The following is a 23,451-nucleotide window of genomic DNA, read 5'->3' on the forward strand; positions in this document are numbered from 1 at the left end:
ATCGCTGTGGGCAGACAACCCTTTGTTGCTCTAATTTCCCATATCTTGTTCCATCCACCGACGAGTTCCAAAAAACTGACAGGAATTGGTAGCTACCTTTGCTGCTGCTGCTAGGGCATCAGTAAACTCTTTCTGTAGAATATAGTGACAGAAGGCACCGTGAAACACATCCCCAGCTCCCAAGGTATCTACTGCTTGAATCTGGGGTACGGGTACTTCACCGGAGACTCCTAAGCTACGATACTGAATTGGTTTTTCTCCTTGGGTAATGGCAATGTGATTAATCCCAGCTTCTAGGAGATAAGCCATCACCTCTTCTTGACCAGAGCACCCTGGTGGATAGAAATTGGCTGAGCAAATGGCGTAATCAACATAGGGCAAAATTGTTTCAAATCCTGGCTTCCAGCTACCCCCATCCATGACTACAGGGATATGATGAGTTTTGGCAAATTTTGCGATCGCATTACTAACCACCATCTGATGACCATCAATGAGCACCACATCCACCATCAACTCTAAATCCTGAGGTACCTGTGTACTACTGGCTTGGATTTTAGTAGCATTGATCGAAATAACTGCGCGATCGCCTGTGGATTCTGTAACGATGATCGAAGATACTGGCGGCGGTTGGGGGTTAGCTGGGTCAAGATCGGCAATGATTACGCCATGACTGGTCAAATCGCTACGAATTAGCTGAGTAATCGGATTAATTCCCACCACACCTAAAATTTTAGCTATATTCCCCAGATAGCTAAACGTTACTGCTGCATTCGTCGCTGGTCCCCCAGCCGCTACCGTATAGTCAGAGGCAGTTATTTTTTCATTGCTGCTTGGTAGCTTGGTGCTGAGGTATACCAGGTCTAAGGTAACCATCCCCACAAAAATACCAGTACTCGCCATCTAACAACTACCCTTAGTATGATTTTTCATCAGCCTTGTAAAGGTAAAATTGTTGGCAGATGCCCACAGTTTCAAAAGAGTATGCAGGGATCAGCGTACCAACATCTAGGTCAGTGCGGTAAATACTAAAGAGCAAGAAATTTTCTCGCTTTGTGGTCTGGGCAACAACTTGCTTAATTTGGGGTCGCCCTGTATCCACCAGGATGGTACACTGACGGCGCAGAAAACTTCCCAGGGCTTCCGGTGCTTGGGGACAAACTTCTTCTTTTAGATACTTGCTCAGTTGCTCAACGGCATAATCCTCATAGGTGGCTTGTCCAGGATTGGTCACCACCATTGAGCCTCCCACCACCGCCAGCACCATCGTGCCAACAGCGGTGACAACCTGTGAAATCTTCATCTGAATTTTTTAAGGATATATTATTTATTACGATGGCTATGAAGCCTTCGAGTTCCAGGTTAACTGCAAAGGAGTGGTAACGTCTTGCATGTTTGATGGAAATCCCTCAGGGCTTGACATTTCAGCAATTGTCAGCAAACCACAGGACTGACGGACTGAGTACTTATCATCAAACTTTGATGGATTCTTGATAAACCAACAAATAAGATGCTATAATCAACAACGGTAAGATTATGGCGAGCGTAGCCAAGTGGTTAAGGCAGTGGATTGTGGTTCCACCACTCGCGGGTTCGAGTCCCGTCGTTCGCCCTAAAGGTCAGTGCAATGAGCATTTTGCTGTGGAACGGGCATCTTGCCTGTTTCAACTTTCCGGCATCTTACTGTGGAACGGGCATCTTGCCTGTTTCAAATTTCCGGCATCTTGGTGGAACGGGCATCTTGGTGGAACGGGCATCTTGGTGGAACGGGCATCTTGGTGGAACGGGCATCTTGGTGGAACGGGCATCTTGGTGGAACGGGCATCTTGGTGGAACGGGCATCTTGCCCGTTACAATTCCCAGGCGGACAGGATGCCCACCCCACTCATATTCATCCCGCCCCTCAGTAATGCCAAAAAAAAATGCAGAAGTAATTGTGTCAATCTACTTCTGCGTTAACCCTTTCAAGACCCTTAACTAGACACCAATAGAGTCTACATCCACAGTCTTGACTTCAGGGTCTTGAGAGTCATTGGCAATCTTTTCGCTTTGGCGGGCTTTGGCAAAGTCAATTAGCCACTGAGACAGCTCCGAAACCAGCAGGGTTATAACTGCAATATCATCAATTTGCCCAATGATGGGAATAAAGTCTGGGGAAATATCAATGGGGCTAAGAAAGTAAACTAGGGTCCCCAAGATGATCCACCAGCGGTACTTGGAATGGCGGATAGTGTTGCGATACCAGTTGTAAAAAGATTGAATTGGATTGTTCATCAAAATTTGCGGCTGAATACCTCATCCCATACCAAGTTGCGTGGGTAGGAAAGCCACACCTCCAACTAATGGTTTAAAGGACTGGTTTGAAATGCTAATAAGCCGAGACCAGCCAAACTCGTTATCCCCAAGGGCCACACTTGTTAAGATTTCTCCGGATTAGAAGCAACCGGACAAGCGGTTTTGCTTATAGACCGGACTGGGGAACTCTCCGGCTCTGATGTACCAAACAACAGCTCAATACTCTATAGCTACTATTTATACTGCCAGATTCTTCCAGAAACCGACTATGGGGATAACCACCCGTTTGATTAGAGTTTTTACTAGAATTATATATTTTAGGACTTAGGTAAATGAAACGGGCAAGATGCCCATTCCACCATCAAACCGGCAAGATGCCCATTCCACAATGAAACGGGCAAGATGCCCATTCCACAATGAAACGGGCAAGATGCCCGTTCCACCATCAAACCGGCAAGATGCCCATTCCACCATCAAACCGGCATCTTGCCCATTCCACCATCAAACCGGCAAGATGCCCATTCCACCATCAAACCGGCAAGATGCCCATTCCACCATCAAACCGGCAAGATGCCCGTTCCACCATCAAACCGGCAAGATGCCCGTTCCACCATCAAACCGGCAAGATGCCCGTTCCACCATCAAACCGGCAAGATGCCCGTTCCACCATGAAACGGGCAAGATGCCCATTCCACCATCAAACGGGCAAGATGCCCATTCCACAATGAAACGGGCAAGATGCCCATTCCACCATCAAACCGGCAAGATGCCCATTCCACCATCAAACCGGCAAGATGCCCATTCCACCATCAAACCGGCATCTTGCCCATTCCACCATCAAACGGGCAAGATGCCCGTTCCACCATGAAACCAAAAATTGAGGCTTTCCCTAATATGGAACTTGGTTATCGTAATCAGAGGAAGAAGATCAAATGAAATTTTTGCCCATCTCCCTATCTCGCCATCTTCCCATCTCCCTATCTCCCTATCTCCCTATCTCCTAACACTCCCCACACTGCCCGCACTACCTAAGACACTCTGTACCGGATATGCTAAAGTCCAAGTGTAAATTTCCTGACCTAATCAGTTAACTTGTGGAAAATAGGATCAGTTTCTTGGCAAGTGGTTGAAAATCAATAGAAGATTGATAGACCACTGAGTTATTTGGAAGTAAGGGCAAGTCGTGGATATTGTCGAACTTATTGGAAAAGGTGGGATCGCCATGTGGCCTCTGTTGGCTCTATCGATCCTAACTATGGGTACTATCTTTGAACGGATCTGGTTTTGGGCAACTATAGCGTTGAGGGAAGGCATAATTGTTAATCGTGTTCTAGAGGCAGCAGCTGGTAGCTGGCATGTTGCTAGACAGATTGCCCTAGAGTCACGCCGACAACCCATCGGTAGATATTTGTATGCTCCTTTACGACTGAATAATCCTGACCCAGAAGTATTCCGACTGGCTCTAGAGTCGGCTGCGGATGATGAATTAGCTGCTATGCGACGGGGGGACAAACTCCTGGAAGCTGTCATTGCTCTAGCACCACTTTTGGGATTACTCGGTACAGTGTTGGGCTTGATTAATTCATTGGGTTCCATTCGCATTAGTGACCTTGGAACAGCTTCCACCGATGGGGTGACTCAGGGGATTGGAGAATCACTGATTAGCACAGCTACAGGTTTGATTGTGGCGATTATCAGTCTGGCCTTCTATCGACTATTTCAGGCTTTTTGGTTTAACCAAGTTAAAGTGTTCCGCAAAGCCGGAAGCGAGTTGGAATTGCTTTATCGACAAAATTGGTTACAACAAGAAGAAAGCTCTTAGTCCAAGGAAAAATCTATGAATAAAAAAAAGGATTCAGCTAGTTCCCCGATGGCAATCCGTCCTCTAAGACTGCGAATGGATAGCTCGCCGGAAGAGGTTCGGGTTGAGATTGTTCCCCTGATTGATGTGATTTTTTGTATTCTGACCTTTTTCATTTTGGCAGCTGTTACCTTATCTCGCCAGCAAGCCCTGAGCGTGGATTTGCCTAAGGCAAGTACTGCTAAGCCTCAAGGACGGCAAATCTTAATGGTTAGCCTCAATGAGTTTGGTCAACTCTATGTTGAACAGGAGCCAGTGGTAACCCAAGAGCAGTTCAAAAAGAAACTGCAGGCATATCGTCAAACCAATCCTTATGGGTTGATGGCGCTTTATGCTTCCAAGGAGGCCAGTTACAACGAGGTCGTTCAGGTATTGGATGTGCTACGACAAGTGGGAGGCGATCGCGTAGCCCTAGCTACTCTACCGGGATCCTCAGGTCAATCCATTGACTTTATACCTTCCCTACCATCGGGAACAGGTGTCCCTAAGGTTAACTCCCCTGGAAAAAACTCCTCCGATTCGATTAATGACATATTAAAGTTCTTGCCTGGATCTACCAATAATAAATAAGGTTTTTCGGAAGTGTGGGGAGATGGGGAGATGGGGAGATGGGGAGATAGGGAGATGGGGAGATGGGGAGATGGGGAGTCAGAAAGGGTTTTTTCCCCCACCTTAATAAGGGTGACCCACACAGAAATCAAACCACTCGCGCTTTGGATCAAGACAATGTCTTTAAGTATACCCAATTATTGAAAACTACTTTTCCCCCCACACTCTCCTATCTTCCCACACTCCCCCCTCTCCCCACACTCCCCTATCTCCCCACACTTCCCCCTCTCCCCACACTTCCCCTCTCCCCACACTTCCCCCTCTCTAGATTCCTAAGCTGGAACCTCTATTTTTTGGCTTCCAGCAAGACCAAAGGCTTTATGGATAGCTTGCAATGCTCGCACTCCTTGGTCTTGGGCAACAACACAGCTAATCTTAATTTCTGAGGTGGCAATCATTTGAATATTGATTTGTTCCGAACCTAGGGCAGCAAACATCTGTGCTGCGATGCCTGGTTGTCCAACCATGCCAGCACCGACAATACTTACTTTGGCAATATCGGCATCCAGGAGAATTTCACTACACCCAATCACTGGTGCCATCTGTTGTAGGGCTTTCTGAGCCATTTCTGCTTCTGCTTGAGGTACTGTGAAGGCAAGATCCCTGGTGGCAATTCCATTAATGATTCGACAGCGTTGGGACTGGATAATCATATCAATACTAATATTGTGCTCTGCCAAGGTTCCAAATATCTTGGCTGCCATGCCTGGACGATCGGGAATTTGCCGAATGGCTAGACGGGCTTGGTTGATGTCTAGAGCTACACCTCGAACGGGGGGGTGGGTGATCTCGCTTGAGTGGTCAGTATCTCCTGCTTCAGGAGGAATGGGTAGATGAATGGGGGTATTGTTGATATCGAAACAGTTACACAAGGCCGCGATCGCGCGATCGCATTCGAGGGCATCAATCACACAGCTGACTTTGATTTCGGAGGTGGAAATCATCTCGATGTTGACACCGGCATCCGCTAAAGCCTGGAACATCTGAGCTGCAACCCCAGGACGTCCAATCATCCCTGCCCCAGTGATCGAGACTTTAGCAATATCCCTACCTACCATCACTTCTGCTTCTTGGGTATCGGGGGTGGTTTGGCGACGCAGGGCGGGAGCAATGGCTTCGGCTACTGATTCCGCTCGATTGATAATAGCGGTATTAACGGTAAAAGCAATATCATTAGTATTCTGTTCGTGAATTGACTGGATAATCAAATCCACATCTAGGTCTTGAACTGCAATTTCACCAAACAACCGTGCTGCTACACCAGGGGAATCTGGCACTCGTAAGAGGGCTATTTTTGCCTGGTCGGTGTCATATTCTACGGTATTCACTGGTCGAGCAATTTCTAATCCCTCTAAGGAACGGGGGGGAGAGCTTGGGGAAATTACCCTAGTGCCAGGCTCATCGCTCCAGCTGGATAGTACTACTAAGGTTAAGCCATAGTTGCGCGCAATTTCCACGGCACGGGGATGGAGGACTTTTGCCCCTAAGCTAGCTAATTCCAGCATTTCATCAGCGGTAATTTCTGGCATCAGTTGAGCATCCGGTACAATCCGGGGGTCAGTGGTTAAAATCCCCGGTACATCGGTATAAATCTCACACCGAGATGCCCCCAGTGCTGCGGCTAGGGCTACGGCTGAGGTATCAGAGCCACCCCGACCTAGGGTAGTGATTTCTAAGTCATCAGTGCTGGTGATGCCCTGGAAACCAGCAACTACTACAACTTTCCCCTCGTTCAAAGACCGCTCCAGCCGCTCGGTTTCGATTTGCAGAATCCTAGCGCTACTGTGTTTAGCTTCTGTTACAATACCCACTTGAGCGCCAGTTAGGGAAATAGCTGGTTGCCCTAATTCCTGTAGGGCCATGGATAATAGAGCAATGGATACTTGCTCACCGGTGGATAGTAGCATATCCATTTCCCGACGACAGGGATTAGGGGATATGGCTTTCGCTAGTTGTACCAAACCATCGGTAGTCTTACCCATAGCGGACACCACCACTACCACGGAATTGTCTTGTTGGACTGTTTTGAGAATTCGCTGGGCAACGGCTTGTATGCGTTCCACAGAGCCCACCGAGGTACCACCGTATTTTTGGACAACTAGCGCCATAAGCTTATTCCACTATTTGTTTTTTTGTTTGACTCCCGTTTCCAGGATTGAGTGAATTGTAATGTAAGCTATCAGCTATCAGCTATCAGCGAACAGCGATTAGCGCTACAGATGGTGCTACAGATGGTGCTTTCAGCTAAAGGCTGACGGCTGATGGCTGACGGCTGATGGCTGACGGCTGACCACTGACGGCTGACCGCTTACTGCTGACTGCTTACATCGTAATTCCCTGGATACGTTAACAAAATCGTCAATAATTGTCAACAAAGAAATATTTTTTCAGTCTCTTGTTTTTAGAGAAGCAATCAGCTATCAGCTTTCAGCTTTCAGCAATCAGCTTTTGTATCTGGGTTGTCAATTCATCGATTGCCGAAAAAGGCAAGAGGCAAGAGGCAAAAGGCAAAAGAGATCTGGAGTTTTATTGGACAGTAAAAAAAGACCATACAGGTTTAAAGCAAGATAGCTGACCGCTGACCGCTGACTGCTGAGAGCTGACTGCTGACAACTGACCGCTGAATGCTTAGATTCCTTCACCAAATTAGATCAAGATACAGCACAAAACCAGGCAAAACCTCTTCTCCCGATAAACTAGTGGGAGACTCTAAAACTTCAACCTCTTTACCTGGTCGATAAATTTCCACTTGTCGCTCTTTACGATTAATCAACCAACCTAAACGAGTGCCATTGTCTCGGTATTCTTCCATTTTTTTGCGAATTGCTATTAAGGGATCACTGGGCGAACGTAATTCAATCACAAAGTCAGGACACAGGGGCAGAAATTTCTCTTGTTGTTGAGGAGTTAAACTATTCCAGCTTTGTAATGGTATCCAAGATGCATCGGGAGAACGGTCGGCACCATTGGGGAGTTTAAAACCAGTGGAGGAATCGAAAGCAATTCCCAACTTGTTTTGACGACTCCAGGCTTGAAGTTGGTAGCCTATTTCTAGATTACGGTTTCCTGTGCTGCCGCCAGTGGGTGACATAATAATTAAATCTCCATTAGCATTGCGTTCAAATTTTAAATCGTCGTTGTCTTGACAAAGCTGGAAAAATTGCTCGTCGGTAAGGTTAATTGATTGGAGATCAAGGGTTAAAGTGCTCATGATTGTTTAGGAAAGGGAGTGGGGAGTAGGGAGTAGGGAGTAGGGAGTAGGGAACAGGGAACAGAGAATAGGCAAGAGGCAAGAGGCAAGAGGCAAGAGCGAAAAAATATTGTGTACCTGATTAGGCTAGAGAGCACTATATTCAAGTTATTTAGCAAAGGGAGTTGGGAGTTGGGAGAAGAAACTTTAAGGTAAATTATAAGTATAAATAATTAAAATTAACGCTATATAGTTTTTTGAGCGATTGACCTTGGCCAAAAGGCCACGCGTTCGCGTTTGGTCACGCTACGCGAGTCACGCGATGAAGCTTCGCTTCCGCTAAAAGCGATCGCGTTTTTGATTCCCACTGATCAATAACTATTCCGATGTTGCCCTAGAAAAATTGACTACTAATAGAATAGCTAGTATAGCAACTCCGTTATGGCTTTGACATTTATAAAAGCTCAAAAAGGTTTGCTTTTGTAGTAGACTTTTGCCTCTTGCCTCTTGCCTCTTGCCTCTTGCCTCTTGCCTCTTGCCTCTTGCCTCTTGCCTCTTGCCTCTTGCCTCTTGCCTCTTGCCTCTTGCCTCTTGCCAATGCCATTGCGCGTAGCGCTTTACCATAGTTTGCTCAAAAAAGACAGAACCAACGGCTGGGTTTTTTGGCGAGTTTCAACGATACCTTAGCGATAGGCGTTAAATTTGAGTAGGAAATACCACCACTATGTCTAAAACTATGACCTCTGCTGTTGTGCCTAATACTCCTCCTATACCGCCAACTCAATATGAACTTCCTTGTGATGACGGTATTCCTATGGAAACGGAACGACATAAACTTCAGATGGAATTGCTGACTGACCCGTTATACCCTTGGTTAGCCCAGCGGGAGGATGGCTATTTTGGGGGTAATATGTTTCTTTATTTCAGTACAGAACAAATTAAGAATCAAGACTTCCGAGGTCCGGATGTATTTGTAGTGCTTGGAGTTCCCAAAGCCGAACGACTCAGTTGGGTAGTTTGGGAAGAAGGTAAAGCACCTGATGTGATTATTGAGCTAATTTCTGACAGTACAGCTAACACGGATAAAACTACTAAAAAAGTAGTTTATCAAGACCAAGTCAGAGTACCAGAATATTTTTGGTACGATCCGTTTAATCCAGAGGATTTTGCCGGATTTAGGTTGCACAATGGCGTCTATCAGCCTTTAACTGAAGATGAACAAGGACGACTAATTAGCGAAAGATTAGGATTAGCCTTAGTCCGTTGGCAAGGGGTCTATAAAAATAATGTCGATACGACTTGGTTACGTTGGGCTACTTTAGAAGGAATTGTGCTACCTACTGCTGAAGAAATAGCAGCCCAAGCTCAACAAGAAGCTATCCAAGCTCAACAACAAGCTACCCAAGCTCAACAACAAGCTACCCAAGCTCAACAACAAGCTACCCAAGCTCAACAACAAGCTACCCAAGCTCAACAAGAAGCAGCTCAAGCTCAACAACAAGCCACCCAAGCTCAACAACGAGCTGAGCAACTGGCTGCTCGTTTACGAGCTATGGGAGTCGATCCTGATCAAGTTTGAAGCGATCGCATAAGGGATTGGTGTAAGTGCGTAGGGTGCGTTAGGGGAGGGATTGCCATGATATTCAAGGTCGTAGCCAGTAGCCCCGTAACGCACCACCAAAAGGTAGGAGATGCACTGAGTTTATGATCAATAAATTGGAACGAGTTGCTCCATTTTCCCGATTCCCGATTCCCGATTCCCTATTCTTCATTATCAGCTCAGGTAAACGTTTGACAATGGTTCAACAGCTACAGCCAACTACTGATGATAGTTTTTATCCCGAAAGTGACGGCAAACCTTTGGCGGACAATACCCTTCAATTTGAACTAATTACTACCATTAAGTCTGGCCTAGACCTTAGATTTAAAGATGACCCCAATGTGTTTGTAGCAGGGGATTTGTTGTGGTATCCAGTAGAAGGACAACCAAAAATTAACCAAGCACCCGATGTGATGGTGGTGATTGGTAGACCGAAAGGGCATCGGCGTTCTTACAAAACCTGGGTTGAAGATAACATTAATCCCCAGGTAGTTTTTGAAATAGCGTCACACACAAACACTATCAAAGAATTAGAAGATGATAAACTCAAGTTTTACCATAACCATGAGCTAGAAGAGTACTATCTCTATGATCCAAATCGGACAACACTAAAAGGCTGGTTGCGTTCATCAGAAAAGTTAGAAGCTATCCCCCAGATGCTTGGTTGGGTTAGTCCCCGTTTAGGAATTACCTTTGAGTTAGTAGAGTCGGAATTGGTACTGTATTATCCTAATGGTGAGCGCTTTGCGAGCTATTTGGAAATTGTTGAACTCAAAGAGCAAGCTATTGAACTGAAACAGCAAGCGGAGAAAGCTTTAGAGCAAGAAAGAAGTCGTATGAAAGCCTTGCTGGAACAATTAAGAGCGAAAGGGATAGATCCAGAGGATTTTGATCTTTGACTATAGTGTTTGTATCTGGCTTGTAAAGTCAAGGAGATTTCAAGGGTTTGAGGCTCCTGATTGTTAGAGGGTTTAATTGGTACAGTTCTTAGGGCGTTGCTGATTTTGGGTATGCTTTCGCCCCCCTAGCCCCCCAATTCTGGGGGGAACAAAACTATCAAAGTCCCCCAAATTTGGGGGATTTAGGGGGCTTTAACAAAACCAGGTTATCGCGCATTCATTCCTTAATTCAGCAACGCCGTTCTTAGGGCGATTTCTTGCATGGTTGGGACTCAAACCCCTTTTTCAACAAACTCAACAAGACGATGCGCTAAGTATTCTTTAGCCGAGGTGCGATACTAATTCAGCTATGTTATGATCCAGACTGTCTTAAAACGGCTCATGAGCTTCACCAGAGTGATCCTGTGATCGGCAAGAATGCCCTCGAAGGATTCTAACATTAACCAACACCAGGAGCAATACAAATGAACTATGAAGGGTTTACAACATTTAACGCTGAAGTTAATGATGGGGTTCTCACTGTTACGTTTGATTATCCACCTGTGAATGTTCAGGGGCTGCCAATGCTTGCTGACCTGAATATGTTAGCTCAGAAATTGGAAGCTGACAGGGATATTAAAGTTGTGGTTTTCCAATCAGCGCATCCTGAGATTTTCGTCTGCCATGCTGATACTAATTTCCTGAAGGATATGTCAGGCAAAGCCGTTTCACGGGACGAGGTGAAGTTGTTAGATCTACAGGTAGTGCTAGAGCGAATTAGCAAACTGCCTCAGGCGACCATTGCCAAAATCGAAGGCTTTGCCAGAGGTGGAGGCCATGAGTTTGCCCTTGCTTGCGATATGCGTTTCGCAGCTCGCGGTAAAGCTAGATTCATGCAGATGGAAGTTGGTATGGGCATCCTACCTTGCGGTGGTGGTGCATCCCGTATGGCGCGCCAAGTCGGTCTTGGTCGTGCCCTTGAGATTGTTTTGGGTGCCCGTGATTTTGATGCTGATGAAGCGGAAAGGGTTGGTACGATCAACCGTGCCTTGGATCCCGAAGAGATCGGACCTTTTGTTGAAGATCTTGCAAAACGTATTGCCCTTTGGCCGTCCGAGTCGATCAATGCGACTAAACAGGCTGTTTATGAGTCTATCGATGTGTCAATTGAAGAAGCGCTCAGGGCTGAAGCTTATTGGTTATATCAGGCAACCAGCCAAACTCCAGCTCTTAAACGCTTCAAGTGGGCAGATGAACAAGGTGCACAGTTTGATATGGATAATCAGCGCTCCTGGCCGGATATGCTGGTCAAAGTTCAGGACGTAAAAGAATAATTGTCCAAGACGGGATTTATCGCTAACATTCTGACGGGGGCCCATGCCCCCACCTGTTATGCATCAATGATGAATGGAAAGAATGGAAAACTGCAGTTGACTTTGGGAAAACCTGGCCTGGAGCAGCAATTTATTACAAGGGGGATTTAATGGCTTGGGTTACAAATACTGTCGATAACCCAAGGGAGTAGTGGGATGTTTTATGCGATCGCATTTTATCGGACTTGGTCAGCTCTCCCTATCTCCCGACTCCCTTTTTATCTTGACTTCCGATTGAAATAATCCGAAACAAGCTCGACAGCACCCCAGAAAAACCCCCAGGTGCTTACCTCATAGACTCCAATGGGAAGGTGGCTTGTACCTCTCTATCCAATAGTTGCCTTGGGTAGGTATATCTTTTAGATCTTTTATGAGTTTCATTCCTGCAGCTTTAGGGTCAAAGTCTTTAGGAAAGATGGTGGGGCAAGGATAGCTCATGTTATTTTTTGTACACACAGCTGCCAATGTGGTTTTGTCTGAATAAAGTACATTTTTTAAATTAGATTTTTCTAAATTAGCACCCTCTAAATTAGCACTCTGTAAATTAGCACCCTCTAAATTAGCACCCTCTAAATTAACTCCCTGTAAATTAGCATCCTCTAAATTAGCTTTCCGTAAATTAGCGTACTTTAAATTAGCTTCCTGCAAATTAACTCCCTGTAAATCAGCTTCCTGTAAATTAGCTTCCTGTAAATCAGCTTCCTGTAAATTAGCTCCCTGTAAATCAGCTTCCTGTAAATTAACTCCATCTAAATAAGTTCTCTGTAAATTAGCTCCCTGTAAATTAGCTTTCTGTAAATTAGCTTCCTGGTAAAATGCCGCTAAATAACCTTTTCCTAAAAAAGCTTCCTGTAAATTAGCTCCCTGTAAATCAGCTCCCTGCAAATTAGCTTCCTGTAAATTAGCTCCCTGTAAATTAGCTTCCTCTAAATCAGTTTTATGTAAATCAGTTCTCTGTAAATAAGCTCCCTGTAAATTAGCTTCCCGTAAATTAGCTTCCCGTAAATTAGCTTCCCGTAAATTAGCTTCCTGTAAATCAGCTTTCCGTAAATTAGCTTCCTGTAAATTAGCATTAGCTAGGTCAGCATTAGAGAGTTGAACTTCTCTTAAATAAGCTTTTGGAGCTTCTAAACCTCTTAAACTTTCTCTATCCCAAGTTAACAACCACAACCTAGAAATACGCTTTGGTTCTGAGTTTAGGAATTCCAGAGCTTGTATTCTACCGCCACTGCCAGCTTGATTATAAGCTGCTGTAATTACCTGCCATGCTTGATAAATCTCACTATTTCGTCTATCCTCCTCACCAGCGATAAAGACAATTACACCAACAAGTAGAGATATATTACCGAGTAGTTCTAAAATTTCTAGCAGTGCTAACCTCTTGAGGTAATCTAAAACTGGTTCCAAAAACTTTTTTTCGGTTTTGATAAGTGGTTGATTGCACTTAAACACTAGTAATCTCAAGGGATTGTTAGCTATTTCTTCAGCTTTAAGCCAGTCTTGTTGATCATTCCATGTTTTTTCTGTTATTTGACGATTATTATAAAGCTTGAAAGCTATTTTATCAATATCTTGGCGAGAAGCTTTTGACCCAGATATCGATACTTTTATTTGATTAAGTATTTGCTTAAACTTCATAGTTGCTAACTAGGGATAAATCTAAAATAGAGGTTTTCAGTGACTTTATATGCTCACATAATGTGCTTGTATAAGTCCTGTTATTACTTGGGAAAGGTAATCCCCTAATTTATTACCCTCTCTAAGTCCCGTCGTCAGGTCTTTTTTTTCCCCTATACAAAAAAAATTCTCAGGTTTGCAAGCTGGGCGAAGGTATTTAACTTTGGCGTTGCTGAAGGCATGAATAGGAGTAGAGTGGGCATCCTGCCCGCTCGAAAAGATTGATAACGGGCAAGATGCCCATTCCACCAACATCCCCATTCCACCAAGATGCCCGTTCCACCAACATCCCCATTCCACCAACATGCCCGTTCCACCAACATCCCCATTCCACCAACATCCCCATTCCACCAACATCCCCATTCCACCAACATCCCCATTCCACCCAGCGGATTAAACAGCAAAAGTGAGATAAACCCTACTCCCGATTCCCTACTCCCGATTCCCTACTCCCGATTCCCGATTCCCGATTCCCTACTCCCGATTCCCTACTCCCTACTCCCTACTCCCTACTCCCTACTCCCTACTCCCTACTCCCTACTCCCTTAAAAAAAAACAGCCGCAGAAATACTATCCACGGCCAGATGAACCTTATGTAATTCAGATTTCACACCATTCCAGACATGCTCCCATGGGAGCAAACCCGATGGTTTTGCCAGGGGGCAAAGCCCCCCAGCAATTTAATAGCTTAACCCAGAGTTAGGTATTTAGTCATCATCGTAATAAATTCTCCAGGAAGTCCCGTCGGTTGCAGAGGAGTCCACTCGGAGATTTCCGCATAACCCACTACATAGAGGTAATGCATGGTGTTGATTATGCCGATACTTTTTAGCTACCAAAATCTACCAAAGGCAAACCCTGGCTCACTAATGCAAGCTGATTTCTCAGCCAGGGGGTATCTCCCAAAGCATGGCCGTAGGCCACGCTGCGCGAACGCAGAAATATACCGCGAGCACCATTAATGTCTCTATCCATCACTCGACCATCAATTTTGGATTTGATAATTTTACTTCCACCAATTTTAACTATTTCACCAGTCCAACTAACAGTTTTACTGGTATAAGCTTCGCAGACATCGACAACTATTTTTCCGTTTTCAGTTGCTTTATGCTTAAGAAACTCTTTAAACCGATAGTGGGCAAAAGACAACAGATTACGAACCGTTTTAGATCTTAGCTTTCGATTTAGTCTTTTAGATATTTGAGACGTCTCAAATGTAGGAAGAAGTATTACATCAAAATTATCAACTAAAAACCTAGCTGCCTTATGATGAAGTTCGTTGACTAGATTCTGAATTCTGATTATCATCCTTCTAGCGGCTTTTCTCATTCGACGCTTCTGCTTACCCTTTGCTTTAGCGATCTTTGAGATCAGATTATCTAAGTGTTGACATAAACGTTGAATCCGAGAAAAGTCACCATGGCCAATTTTTCCGACAGAAGTCTCACTAAAAAACGTCAAGAAAGTCCTAACACCAGGATCCAAAGCCACTACTCTACCTTGGTTTTCGGTTTTAATGCGAGCTGTCTTGTAAGGGGCTACCAGATAATAATCCCCGTTGGTGCTAGTTAATCGACAATCACAGATATTGTCGGGAAGTGTCTCAGCAAAAGTCAGTTGACCTAACTTTGTGTGGTAAACCCCTTTAGCTGAGACAGCTGACTTGGGAATATAACAGGACTGAACAGGATTCTTGCGAGACCTGAATCTTACTCGATTGATCTGTGCAGTTTTTTTGTATTTTTTCTTGGCCTCCCTGACAGCAGTGCAAGCGTCCTTGATCGCTATAGATTTAATCTGATAAGGTACTGTTTTACACCACTCAGGTAGGTCATTCAATATTCCAGTTTTGATGGCCTTCCAGTTTGCTTTGACAACGCCCGCTTGAAGTATTTTGACGGTTTTATTAAAGACATAACGGGACACTCCAAACCACTGACGAACTGTTGTTCGTTGTTCAGGATTTAGGAACACTCGAATCTTCTTTGATTTTTTGGCCGTATTTTCGGAGTCCGTGGACGCGGCAAGAGAAGACGTGAATGATGGAGAGAAGATCTGCGGTGAGTTCTGATTCTGGGCAACTTTCAGTTTGGTCGAGAACCAAGATCTTTCCACCGTTGAGACTGACCAAGTACTCAATGAGTTCAAACCCAAATCGGGTGAGTCGGTCTCTACAGGCAACAACAATTGTGAGTTGATCTCCGCGCACAATTCGTTCCAGTATGGTTCTAAGCCCTTTCCTTTTGTAGTTAAGCCCTGATCCGATATCTTTGATGATTTCCGCTTCCGGGAAGAGGGAGTGCAAGTAGGCGATTTGTCTGGCAAGATCGTCTTTTTGCTTATTACTGCTGACTCGGCAATAGCAGATGGTTGTTGACTGTCTTGATTGCCGTCGTCCGAAGCTAAGCAAACTTTCTGTGTTAAACAATCTGGTTCCGCCTGGAGTTTTTTCGCATTCGATCGTCCCATTATCTGCATACTTCCTCAGGGTGTTTCTAGAGAGTCCCGTAAGTTCGACCGCCTTACGAAGTGGTACAAGTGCCATAGATTTAATATACCAATTAATTGTAGATTTTGGAATATTAGTAGACACTTTCAGCAACTGTCACAAGCCCTTGCGGGACCCCCTCAAAATATGCTGAACAGGGTATTTTTTGGGAAACGATTCTTGAGGATTATTACTAGGAGTTATATCCTCGGGATTTGTCTCTGGATTTGGGCGAAATTCTGAATCCATAAGGTTCACCTTTTGCTTGTTGTTTGTATATTAAAATCATAATGATTATAAATTAAGTTGTCAAGGGTTTTTAGAAATTTTTTTTGGGGAGGTATTTTAAAGAAAATGGAAAGCTGACAGCGGTCAGCCGTCAGCCGTGAGTAGCAGCTTGTAGGGTGGGCAAAAAGCGATGCAGCGCGGTCTTGGGGGTTTCCCCCATGAGCGACTGCATCAAGACACAGTTTGCTTGTTTTGAGTATTAATGATTATATTACTTTGCCCACCCTACTTTAATTGGTTTGATAGCTGATAGCTGAATGCTGTTCGCGTAGCGTGCGCGTAGCGCATATGCTTACGGAGCGCAAAAACCTGAAGCTAAAGAACTTGGCAGGCAAAGTAAACTGCTTGTACCCCATCAGCAGGTAGATATTTTCCACACTCTTGAGCAAAAATCTTCCAGGATCGCTCTTCTTCTAGGCGTTTTATCATGGCACTGATTGCTGAATCAGACTTGTCATACACAGATTTGCGAACACTAAATACAACAAACCCTCCTGGTCGAGTGACTCTTACAAATTCAGGCATTGCTGAGGATGGCATTGCTGCATGACTGAAGCCTCCAGCACATAGCACTGCGTCAAATTCATCTGGCTGCAAAATTTCATTTGTTTCTGGGAAGCAGGCATGATGAAGTGCCTCATAAATTCCTCGCTTCTGTGCTTGCGCTAACATTTTTGAGGACAGATCAACACCTATGATCGAGAGAGGATTGTAACCGAGATTGATCAGTTCAACTCCACCAATACCTGTACCAACCCCTGCATCCAAGATGCGCAGACCCTTATGTTTTGGCACGTGCTTACTAAAGAATAGAGTTGTATAGTGGCTACAGCCAGATGTACCGTCTCCAGATAACTCCAAAAGGAATTCATCGTAATTCTCTGCATGCTTATCATATGCTCTCTCTAGCCTATCTGGATCATAAGTGAGGGCATGAACATCTCTGTGAAATTGTCCAAGACGACCGTCAACTATCTTACCTTCAATATGATCTTGTTGCATGATCTGGCTGCTCCTATTTATTCTTTACATTTTGAAGTTCTTCTTGATGCAAAAATCGATACTTTCTAGTAATCCATTCCTGCACCTTTTTACCCCTAGAATATTTTTCGTACAAACTTACAACTAAGTCATAGGAAAAACCTAAGGGCTGATTGTATTGCAAAAAGGTTTTAAGTAGTAATTCTTCAGCATCCTGTTCTCGATTATCATCAACAAGTCTAGCAGCAAGGCTAAGTTGTTTATTGTAGGTCTCAGGGGTTGGCTCAGGCAGTAGGGTCAAACTTTCTTCAGGTAAATATACCTGATCAATTTCATTACTGAGTTCATTGTTTAGGTAAGCATCTATGATTAAATGGATTCTTACAGAGCTTCCATTTATAAAACCATGTACATCAGAATCAGGTCGTAAAAGCCAGAGAGTATCTGGCTTCAAGTGAACTGATGTATCTTGAAAAACCATATAGCTATCTGGTGATGTAGAAATTGGTACATGCAGCCTGACTTTCTGCTTCTCAGAGAGTTCAGAATAATCTCGATGTTCCCAAAAGCAAGCACCTGGAGCAAGCTTGTTTAATCGAACCCACATCAACGATAGATTGCAATGCTCTAAAAATGAACGTATTGTTGGCAATTTATCAAGTTCAGGAGTTGGTTTTGGGCTGCAATCGTCAATAATTGTATCGGTGGAGTCTCCACTTTTACTAAAGAGTGAACAAACTTCATATCCCTGACTTGTATACTCACGGTAAGAATTTTCTTGCCATGGCAGAGAAGTTGCTTGCTCAATTTCTTTGGCGGCATCATGGGAAAATCCAGTTGGCAAATCCCGAATAATTCCGATAGTTTCACTAAACATTAATACTCATCAAGCCTTTGCTAGCGGTCAAATTGTGGAGTTGATGTCCTGGTCTGGTGATAATGTTGTGCTGTTTTCTGCACACTCGAACGGGAGTTGTGACGGACATTTCCTGTTCCATCTTACTTGATGATGTTCCTAATTCATTTTGATTATCATTAATTAACAATAGACTTCTTGCAGAAGTCGGGAACAGGGAACAGGGAACAGGGAACAGTGGACAAGAATTGACGTAAAGCGATGGAGCGCTGCCTCCCCAAGACCACACTCCATCGCTTCTCGCAGTTATCAGGTACGCTTCTCAAGCTCAAAGTCCCCCTTATTAAGGGGGATTTAGGGGGATAATAGGTACCTTATAGGATATAGAATTGCTATATTGTGACTATAGGGTTTTTCATAATTATGAGGTACAGTCTCCTTTGAGTAGGGATCCCCCCTAACCCCCCTTAATAAGGGGGGAACCTTAATAAGGGGGGAACCTTAATAAGGGGGGAATCTTAATAAGGGGGGAATCTTAATAAGGGGGGAATCTTAATAAGGGGGGAATCTTAATAAGGGGGGAATATGATTCCCTGTTCCCTGTTCCCTATTCCCTGTTCCCTATTCCCTAAATTGTGTACCTCACTGAATTGAAAACCGCTATAGCAAATAATCCTATTCTATTCCTTCAATCCTATCTTCAACCTCCTGATACAATTCGCGCAACAGCTGTAAATTACTTTCACTGGTTTCCCAATAGCCACGTCCATTAACTTCTAATAACGTAGACACTACTTTACGGAAAGAATTCGGATTCAAATTCATTAACCGCTGACGCATTTCTTCATCCTGGATAAAGGTAGTATTCACATCTTCATAAACCCAGTTATCTACTGCATCAGCCGTTGCACTCCAACCCATAGTATTCACTAAGCGTTTGGAAAGTTCACGAACCCCTTCATAGCCATGATTCAACATGCCTTCGTACCACTTGGGATTAAGTAACTTAGTCCGGGCATCTAAACGGACGGTTTCTGATAGGGTGCGAACCTGAGCATTAGCTGTAGTGGTATCAGCAATGTAAGCGGTTGGTTTCTTACCATCCTTCCGCAAGTTGGCTACTACTTTAGTGGGGTCAGAGTCAAAGTAATGAGAAACATCAGTAAGGCTAATTTCCGATGAATCAAGATTCTGGAAGGTAACATCAGCGGTTTTCAAGGCGGACTCAAAAATCTTCTGACTCTGTTCCATGGTGCCTGGGTTATCGGAAGAGAAGGCAAAGGACTTGCGACTGAGATACATATTCTGTAACTCGGATTCTTCTTCCCAGGTGCTGTTTTCTACAGCTAAATTAACATTGGAGGCATAGGAACCAGACGCATTGGAGAACACCCGAGTCGCAGCTTGCCGTAGATTAATCCCCATCTCTTGAGCTTGTTGCAAACTGTGTTTCCGCACAAAGTTCATTTCCAGGGGTTCATCGGCTTCTGCGGCCATTTTCACCCCTTGGTCTAGTAAATTCATCTGATTGATGAACAAATCCCGGAAGACACCGGAACAGTTTACTACCACATCAATCCGAGGACGACCTAACTCTTCTAAGGGAATTAGTTCTAATTTATTCACCCGTCCCAAGGCATCGGGCACTGGCTTAACGCCGACCATCCACAGAATTTGGGCTAGGGATTCGCCGTAGGTCTTAATATTATCCGTACCCCATAGCACACACGCAATGGTTTCTGGCCAAGCCCCATCATTATCTCGCTTTTGCCGTGCCAACAGTCGGTCTACTACAATTTTGGCAGATTTCACCGCTGCTAGGGTGGGAATGGATTGGGGGTCAAGAGCGTGAATATTCTTACCGGTCGGTAGCACATCGGGATTTCGGATCGGGTCACCACCAGGACCGGGCAGCACATATTCCCCATCTAAGGCTTGGAGCATTGCTCCTAGTTCATTGTCTGCTACTATCTGCTCTAAACAGAATTCGAGATAGTCAAACAGAGGCTTGATCGCGTCGGAATCTACTTTGGTGTATCCTAGATTGTTCAAGGTTTCTACCCACGGTTCTTTTTTACCAAGGTTGAGGAAGTTGAGCTTAGAGACTTTAGAGACTCGTCCATCGGTGTCGGTTTGAGCTTGAACTAGAGCAGTAACAGCAGCACGGGTAGCTTGAGTGATCTCTTGCAACAATTCCACATCAGCTAAGATGCCTTGGTCATTGTTGCTGTAAATTTCATCAATATCTCGCTCAATACTGTTAGCAATAATCCGGGGTAAACCGATGATTTCGTCTTCGCTACGGTCTAAGTTAGCAATATTGACTAGAGTTGCGATCGCTTCTTCTGCGGTTGGTGGCTTACCAATCACATGCAACCCACAGGGTAACAACCTTGATTCAATTTCCATCAAACGGCGGTACACCTGACCTACCAAGGTATCCCGTTCTTCGGCACTCAGGTCCTTGGCATCTTGCTCGGGCAACGCAATATCTTGATCGAGATTCACCAAGCGGCACTTATCCATAATGGTGTTAACAATCGGAACACCGCGCCCAGTATCTTTTAGAGTTTGATAAGACCCAATTAACTCACTGAGTTCCTTTAACCCCTTATATAATCCAGCATTTTCTGCCGGTGGAGTGAGATAGGATATGGTTTCAGCGTAGCTGCGGCGCTTGGCAATGGTTGCTTCACTGGGATTATTGGCAGCATAGTAGTACAGATTAGGAATAGAACCAATTAAATTATCTGGATAACAGTCTCCAGACATCCCCATCTGTTTCCCTGGCATAAATTCTAGAGACCCGTGGGTTCCGAAGTGCAGGACAGCATCCGCTTGCCAGATTTGTTCTAAATAGGTGTAATAGGCAGCAAAGCCATGGTGAGGACTTGCGGAACGGGAGAACAACAGTAGCATTGGGTCTCCTTCATACCCAAACGTAGGTTGTACTCCGATGAATACATTCCCGAAGTGCTTGCCGTAGATTAACAAGTTTTGTCCATCACTATTAAGATGTCCTGGTGGTGGTCCCCAGTTTTCCTCTAAGCGAGTGGAGTAGGGAGTAAACCGTTCATACTCCATCACCGACATCCGGTGAGCAATATTCAATTCTGGACTAGCGTACTGAGCTTGGGCATCATGGATCACCTCTTGCATCAGTGTCTCAGCAGATTCCGGCAAGTCTTGGACATCATAACCATTGTGTTTAAGGGCTTCCATCACTTTATAGATGGAACCAAATACATCAAGATAGGCCGCTGACCCAACATTGCCTTTATCTGGGGGAAAGCTAAAGACTGTGATGGCAATTTTCTTATCAAGCTTGGGCTTACGGCGCAAATTCGCCCATTTCATGACCCGTCGGGCTACTGATTCAATCCGGTCCTGTAACGCAATGGATTTTCCAGTTGCGCCATCCCGTCCGGATAGGATAATTGGTTCAATGGCACCATCCAGCTCTGGAATGGCAATTTGCAATGCTACTTGAATCGGGTGCAGTCCCAATTCACTATCTTCCCACTCTTCGGTAGTTTGGAAGACTAAGGGAAGTGTAACCATATAGGGGCGATTGAGGCGTTTTAAGGATTCAATCGCTTTGGGATGGTCTTGCCGTGCTGGACCTCCTACTAGAGCAAAGCCGGTTAGAGATACCACAGCATCCACTAAGGGGACTACGGTTTTGCCATGTTCCTCAGAAAAATAGGCATCTACAGGTTTAGAGAAATCCAGACCACCAGCAAATATGGGAATCACCCTTGCTCCCATGGCTTCGAGTTCCTGCACCATGGCTACATAATGGGCATCATCCCCTGTAACTAGGTGAGTGCGTTGCAGAACTAAACCAATACAGGGAGCAAGAGGGTCTTTTATATCTGTTGAGATATCCTGACGGCTACTATACCAGTTCAGGTATTCCTTGACATCTTCAAACATTTCTGGTGCTAGAGGATGCCAAACCCCCATATCTGGATAAACCACTGGGTCTTTGAATTGGACAGAGGCTTCGCTGTTTTTCTTCTCCCGCTTAAATACATACTTATCTGCTAGCATCAGCAGGAAGTTTTCCAGGTTATCAGAAGACCCCCCCAGCCAATACTGGAAACTCAGCATGAAGTTGCGAGCATCCTGAGCTTTGTCCATGGGCATATACTTCAGGACTTTCGGTAAGGTCTGCAACAGCTTTAGCATACTGTCTTGGAAGGAAGACCCAGATTTTTTCTTGCGCTTACGCATGAATTGTGCGATCGCACTCTTGGATTGACCCAAATTCGCCATGGAGAAGCTACCTAATTTATTCAGGCGCATCACTTTCGGCATTGATGGAAATACCACTGCGGCATCCAAGCGATCGCGATGGGGTTGTACAGCGGCTACTACCTTCTCGGCCAAGTCTTCTATGAAAATTAGTGACGCGATAAAGATATTCGCTTCTGCTATATCCCGTTTAAAGTCTTCATAGTTTTCTGGGTCACGGAGTTCCTCAATGAGGTAGCCGCTGATTTCAATAGCGATATCTGGTTGATTTTGATTAATTGACCGAACAGCAGCTGATAATGCACTTTGGTACTGCGGTTCTAGCACGACATAGACCACCTTGAGCAAATGACGCCCATTCAAGGCTTCTGGGGTGATGTGTCTAATGGTGGACTTGACGTGAGTGAACATGCGGCTAGATCTCCTTCCTGATTATTCGTTATCTGTGCCTTACCTTGAGTGGCGGTAAGTGGCTGATCACCTTTGATAGTTTTGATCGTATTTAGATTTTATTGACAGATGTGCTATCGAACGTCTCTACCAGTGACCACTCACTCTTGGTTGAAATAGTTTTGTTTTGCCAACTAAAGAGTTTCTATCAAAAAACGTATACTTTCAGGGAGTTCCAGCCGTTATCTGATACAATTCGATATAAAAATTACACTTTTTTGTAATATTACTTAACAATCAATGAAGTATTAAATCCGCTTAGCTTAAAAAAACTAAACAATAAAAATCCTTGACAAAAGTAAGCTTAGTTGTATATATAAGGAGATTTTATCGATTTATAAAAATATTACTTATCGTTTTTCCTTAATTATTACTTAAGATTTTGTGGTCAGTGGTCAGTGGTCAGCGGTCAGCCGTCAGTGGTCAGTGGTCAGCGGTCAGCGGTCAGCGGTCAGCGGTCAGCGGTCAGCGGTCAGCTTATGTTATTCAAAAGCTGTTCGGTGTAGCTTGGACACAGGCCAATGGCAGCTCAAGTAGCGGCGTGGCACAGGCTTCTAGCCTGTGATTTATGACATAAGCTGAAAGCTGAACGCGCACGCGTGCGCGTAGCGCATAAGCTGATAACTGATAGCTGATAGCTGATAACTGATA

General features: G+C 44.6%; 27 protein-coding genes and 1 tRNA gene. 12 read left to right on the forward strand and 16 right to left on the reverse strand.

Annotated features, from left to right (window positions below):
• Positions 1–30: 30 nt before the first annotated feature.
• Positions 31–900, reverse strand: a complete 870-nt coding sequence (locus F6J90_RS12365) for a sugar kinase (protein WP_293093468.1) — start codon at positions 898–900, stop codon at positions 31–33.
• 13 nt (positions 901–913) lie between these two features.
• The gene (locus tag F6J90_RS12370; RefSeq protein ID WP_071102889.1) at positions 914–1,300 is read right to left on the reverse strand and encodes a DUF4359 domain-containing protein; all 387 of its coding nucleotides are present in this window, start codon (positions 1,298–1,300) and stop codon (positions 914–916) included.
• Between the two features lie 236 nt (positions 1,301–1,536).
• Between F6J90_RS12370 and F6J90_RS12375 the strand changes: the two genes are divergently transcribed.
• Together F6J90_RS12375 and F6J90_RS12380 are read left to right on the forward strand one after the other, a co-directional pair.
• A tRNA-His gene (locus tag F6J90_RS12375) sits at positions 1,537–1,609 on the forward strand.
• Positions 1,610–1,652: 43 nt separating this feature from the next.
• Positions 1,653–1,907 (forward strand): hypothetical protein, encoded by a 255-nt coding sequence (locus F6J90_RS12380; protein ID WP_293093472.1) that lies wholly within the window; start codon positions 1,653–1,655, stop codon positions 1,905–1,907.
• Between the two features lie 67 nt (positions 1,908–1,974).
• On the opposite strand, the gene F6J90_RS12385 is transcribed toward F6J90_RS12380, so the two are convergent.
• A complete protein-coding gene (locus F6J90_RS12385; RefSeq protein WP_075897075.1) occupies positions 1,975–2,271 on the reverse strand; it encodes a YkvA family protein in 297 nt (98 codons plus the stop codon).
• A gap of 367 nt (positions 2,272–2,638) precedes the next feature.
• Between F6J90_RS12385 and F6J90_RS12390 the strand changes: the two genes are divergently transcribed.
• The 4 genes from F6J90_RS12390 (at position 2,639) to F6J90_RS12405 (ending at position 4,906) form a co-directional block, all read left to right on the forward strand.
• Positions 2,639–3,160 carry a hypothetical protein gene (locus F6J90_RS12390; RefSeq protein WP_293093474.1) on the forward strand — a complete coding sequence of 174 codons (522 nt, stop codon included), beginning with the start codon at positions 2,639–2,641 and terminating at the stop codon, positions 3,158–3,160.
• A 315-nt stretch (positions 3,161–3,475) separates the two neighbouring features.
• Positions 3,476–4,114 carry a MotA/TolQ/ExbB proton channel family protein gene (locus F6J90_RS12395; RefSeq protein ID WP_293093476.1) on the forward strand — a complete coding sequence of 213 codons (639 nt, stop codon included), beginning with the start codon at positions 3,476–3,478 and terminating at the stop codon, positions 4,112–4,114.
• A 15-nt stretch (positions 4,115–4,129) separates the two neighbouring features.
• Positions 4,130–4,723 carry a biopolymer transporter ExbD gene (locus F6J90_RS12400; RefSeq protein WP_293093479.1) on the forward strand — a complete coding sequence of 198 codons (594 nt, stop codon included), beginning with the start codon at positions 4,130–4,132 and terminating at the stop codon, positions 4,721–4,723.
• Between the two features lie 30 nt (positions 4,724–4,753).
• Positions 4,754–4,906 carry a hypothetical protein gene (locus F6J90_RS12405; protein ID WP_293093482.1) on the forward strand — a complete coding sequence of 51 codons (153 nt, stop codon included), beginning with the start codon at positions 4,754–4,756 and terminating at the stop codon, positions 4,904–4,906.
• Positions 4,907–5,034: 128 nt separating this feature from the next.
• Here the strand turns inward: F6J90_RS12405 and F6J90_RS12410 are convergent, their stop codons facing one another.
• The 5 genes from F6J90_RS12410 to F6J90_RS12430 all read right to left on the reverse strand — a co-directional run bounded on the left by F6J90_RS12410 (position 5,035) and on the right by F6J90_RS12430 (position 8,119).
• Positions 5,035–6,870 carry an aspartate kinase gene (locus F6J90_RS12410; protein ID WP_293093485.1) on the reverse strand — a complete coding sequence of 612 codons (1,836 nt, stop codon included), beginning with the start codon at positions 6,868–6,870 and terminating at the stop codon, positions 5,035–5,037.
• Positions 6,871–7,002: 132 nt separating this feature from the next.
• Complete coding sequence (locus tag F6J90_RS12415; protein ID WP_293093488.1) at positions 7,003–7,134, reverse strand: hypothetical protein; 132 nt, start codon at positions 7,132–7,134, stop codon at positions 7,003–7,005.
• 90 nt (positions 7,135–7,224) lie between these two features.
• Positions 7,225–7,404 (reverse strand): hypothetical protein, encoded by a 180-nt coding sequence (locus F6J90_RS12420; RefSeq protein ID WP_293093491.1) that lies wholly within the window; start codon positions 7,402–7,404, stop codon positions 7,225–7,227.
• Complete coding sequence (locus F6J90_RS12425; RefSeq protein WP_293093493.1) at positions 7,401–7,973, reverse strand: Uma2 family endonuclease; 573 nt, start codon at positions 7,971–7,973, stop codon at positions 7,401–7,403. Before F6J90_RS12425 ends, F6J90_RS12420 begins: the two co-directional genes overlap by 4 nt.
• Positions 7,970–8,119: a hypothetical protein gene (locus F6J90_RS12430; RefSeq protein WP_293093496.1), complete on the reverse strand. Its 150-nt coding sequence runs from the start codon at positions 8,117–8,119 to the stop codon at positions 7,970–7,972. The genes F6J90_RS12425 and F6J90_RS12430 overlap by 4 nt, the downstream gene beginning before the upstream one ends.
• Before the next feature lie 333 nt (positions 8,120–8,452).
• Here F6J90_RS12430 and F6J90_RS12435 point away from each other — a divergent pair, with 333 nt between their 5' ends.
• The 4 genes from F6J90_RS12435 (at position 8,453) to F6J90_RS12450 (ending at position 11,764) form a co-directional block, all read left to right on the forward strand.
• Positions 8,453–8,578, forward strand: a complete 126-nt coding sequence (locus F6J90_RS12435) for a hypothetical protein (RefSeq protein WP_293093499.1) — start codon at positions 8,453–8,455, stop codon at positions 8,576–8,578.
• A 98-nt stretch (positions 8,579–8,676) separates the two neighbouring features.
• Positions 8,677–9,531 carry a Uma2 family endonuclease gene (locus tag F6J90_RS12440; RefSeq protein ID WP_293093502.1) on the forward strand — a complete coding sequence of 285 codons (855 nt, stop codon included), beginning with the start codon at positions 8,677–8,679 and terminating at the stop codon, positions 9,529–9,531.
• Positions 9,532–9,749: 218 nt separating this feature from the next.
• Positions 9,750–10,451 carry a Uma2 family endonuclease gene (locus F6J90_RS12445; RefSeq protein ID WP_293094853.1) on the forward strand — a complete coding sequence of 234 codons (702 nt, stop codon included), beginning with the start codon at positions 9,750–9,752 and terminating at the stop codon, positions 10,449–10,451.
• A gap of 464 nt (positions 10,452–10,915) precedes the next feature.
• A complete protein-coding gene (locus F6J90_RS12450) occupies positions 10,916–11,764 on the forward strand; it encodes an enoyl-CoA hydratase/isomerase family protein (RefSeq protein WP_293093505.1) in 849 nt (282 codons plus the stop codon).
• Positions 11,765–12,094: 330 nt separating this feature from the next.
• On the opposite strand, the gene F6J90_RS12455 is transcribed toward F6J90_RS12450, so the two are convergent.
• Together F6J90_RS12455 and F6J90_RS12460 are read right to left on the reverse strand one after the other, a co-directional pair.
• Positions 12,095–13,441: a pentapeptide repeat-containing protein gene (locus F6J90_RS12455; RefSeq protein ID WP_293093508.1), complete on the reverse strand. Its 1,347-nt coding sequence runs from the start codon at positions 13,439–13,441 to the stop codon at positions 12,095–12,097.
• Between the two features lie 196 nt (positions 13,442–13,637).
• Complete coding sequence (locus F6J90_RS12460; RefSeq protein WP_293093511.1) at positions 13,638–13,763, reverse strand: hypothetical protein; 126 nt, start codon at positions 13,761–13,763, stop codon at positions 13,638–13,640.
• On the opposite strand from F6J90_RS12460, the gene F6J90_RS12465 reads away from it, so the two are divergent.
• Complete coding sequence (locus F6J90_RS12465) at positions 13,751–14,029, forward strand: hypothetical protein (RefSeq protein WP_293093514.1); 279 nt, start codon at positions 13,751–13,753, stop codon at positions 14,027–14,029. The genes F6J90_RS12460 and F6J90_RS12465 overlap by 13 nt on opposite strands.
• Before the next feature lie 279 nt (positions 14,030–14,308).
• Here the strand turns inward: F6J90_RS12465 and F6J90_RS12470 are convergent, their stop codons facing one another.
• From F6J90_RS12470 to F6J90_RS12495, 6 genes are all read right to left on the reverse strand, one after another.
• Positions 14,309–15,454, reverse strand: coding sequence for a transposase (locus tag F6J90_RS12470; protein WP_293093516.1), 1,146 nt, complete (start codon positions 15,452–15,454; stop codon positions 14,309–14,311).
• Positions 15,438–16,025: an IS607 family transposase gene (locus F6J90_RS12475; RefSeq protein WP_293093519.1), complete on the reverse strand. Its 588-nt coding sequence runs from the start codon at positions 16,023–16,025 to the stop codon at positions 15,438–15,440. Before F6J90_RS12475 ends, F6J90_RS12470 begins: the two co-directional genes overlap by 17 nt.
• A 546-nt stretch (positions 16,026–16,571) precedes the next feature.
• Positions 16,572–17,258, reverse strand: a complete 687-nt coding sequence (locus F6J90_RS12480; RefSeq protein WP_293093522.1) for a class I SAM-dependent methyltransferase — start codon at positions 17,256–17,258, stop codon at positions 16,572–16,574.
• 13 nt (positions 17,259–17,271) lie between these two features.
• The gene (locus tag F6J90_RS12485) at positions 17,272–18,114 is read right to left on the reverse strand and encodes an aspartyl/asparaginyl beta-hydroxylase domain-containing protein (protein ID WP_293093525.1); all 843 of its coding nucleotides are present in this window, start codon (positions 18,112–18,114) and stop codon (positions 17,272–17,274) included.
• Positions 18,107–18,382: a hypothetical protein gene (locus F6J90_RS12490; RefSeq protein WP_293093528.1), complete on the reverse strand. Its 276-nt coding sequence runs from the start codon at positions 18,380–18,382 to the stop codon at positions 18,107–18,109. The genes F6J90_RS12485 and F6J90_RS12490 overlap by 8 nt, the downstream gene beginning before the upstream one ends.
• Before the next feature lie 386 nt (positions 18,383–18,768).
• Positions 18,769–22,761, reverse strand: a complete 3,993-nt coding sequence (locus tag F6J90_RS12495; protein WP_293093530.1) for a magnesium chelatase subunit H — start codon at positions 22,759–22,761, stop codon at positions 18,769–18,771.
• A gap of 430 nt (positions 22,762–23,191) precedes the next feature.
• Between F6J90_RS12495 and F6J90_RS12500 the strand changes: the two genes are divergently transcribed.
• Complete coding sequence (locus F6J90_RS12500) at positions 23,192–23,365, forward strand: hypothetical protein (RefSeq protein ID WP_293093532.1); 174 nt, start codon at positions 23,192–23,194, stop codon at positions 23,363–23,365.
• Positions 23,366–23,451 lie beyond the last annotated feature (86 nt).

It is taken from the genome of Moorena sp. SIOASIH, assembly GCF_010671925.1.
Taxonomy (GTDB): Bacteria; Cyanobacteriota; Cyanobacteriia; order Cyanobacteriales; family Coleofasciculaceae; genus Moorena.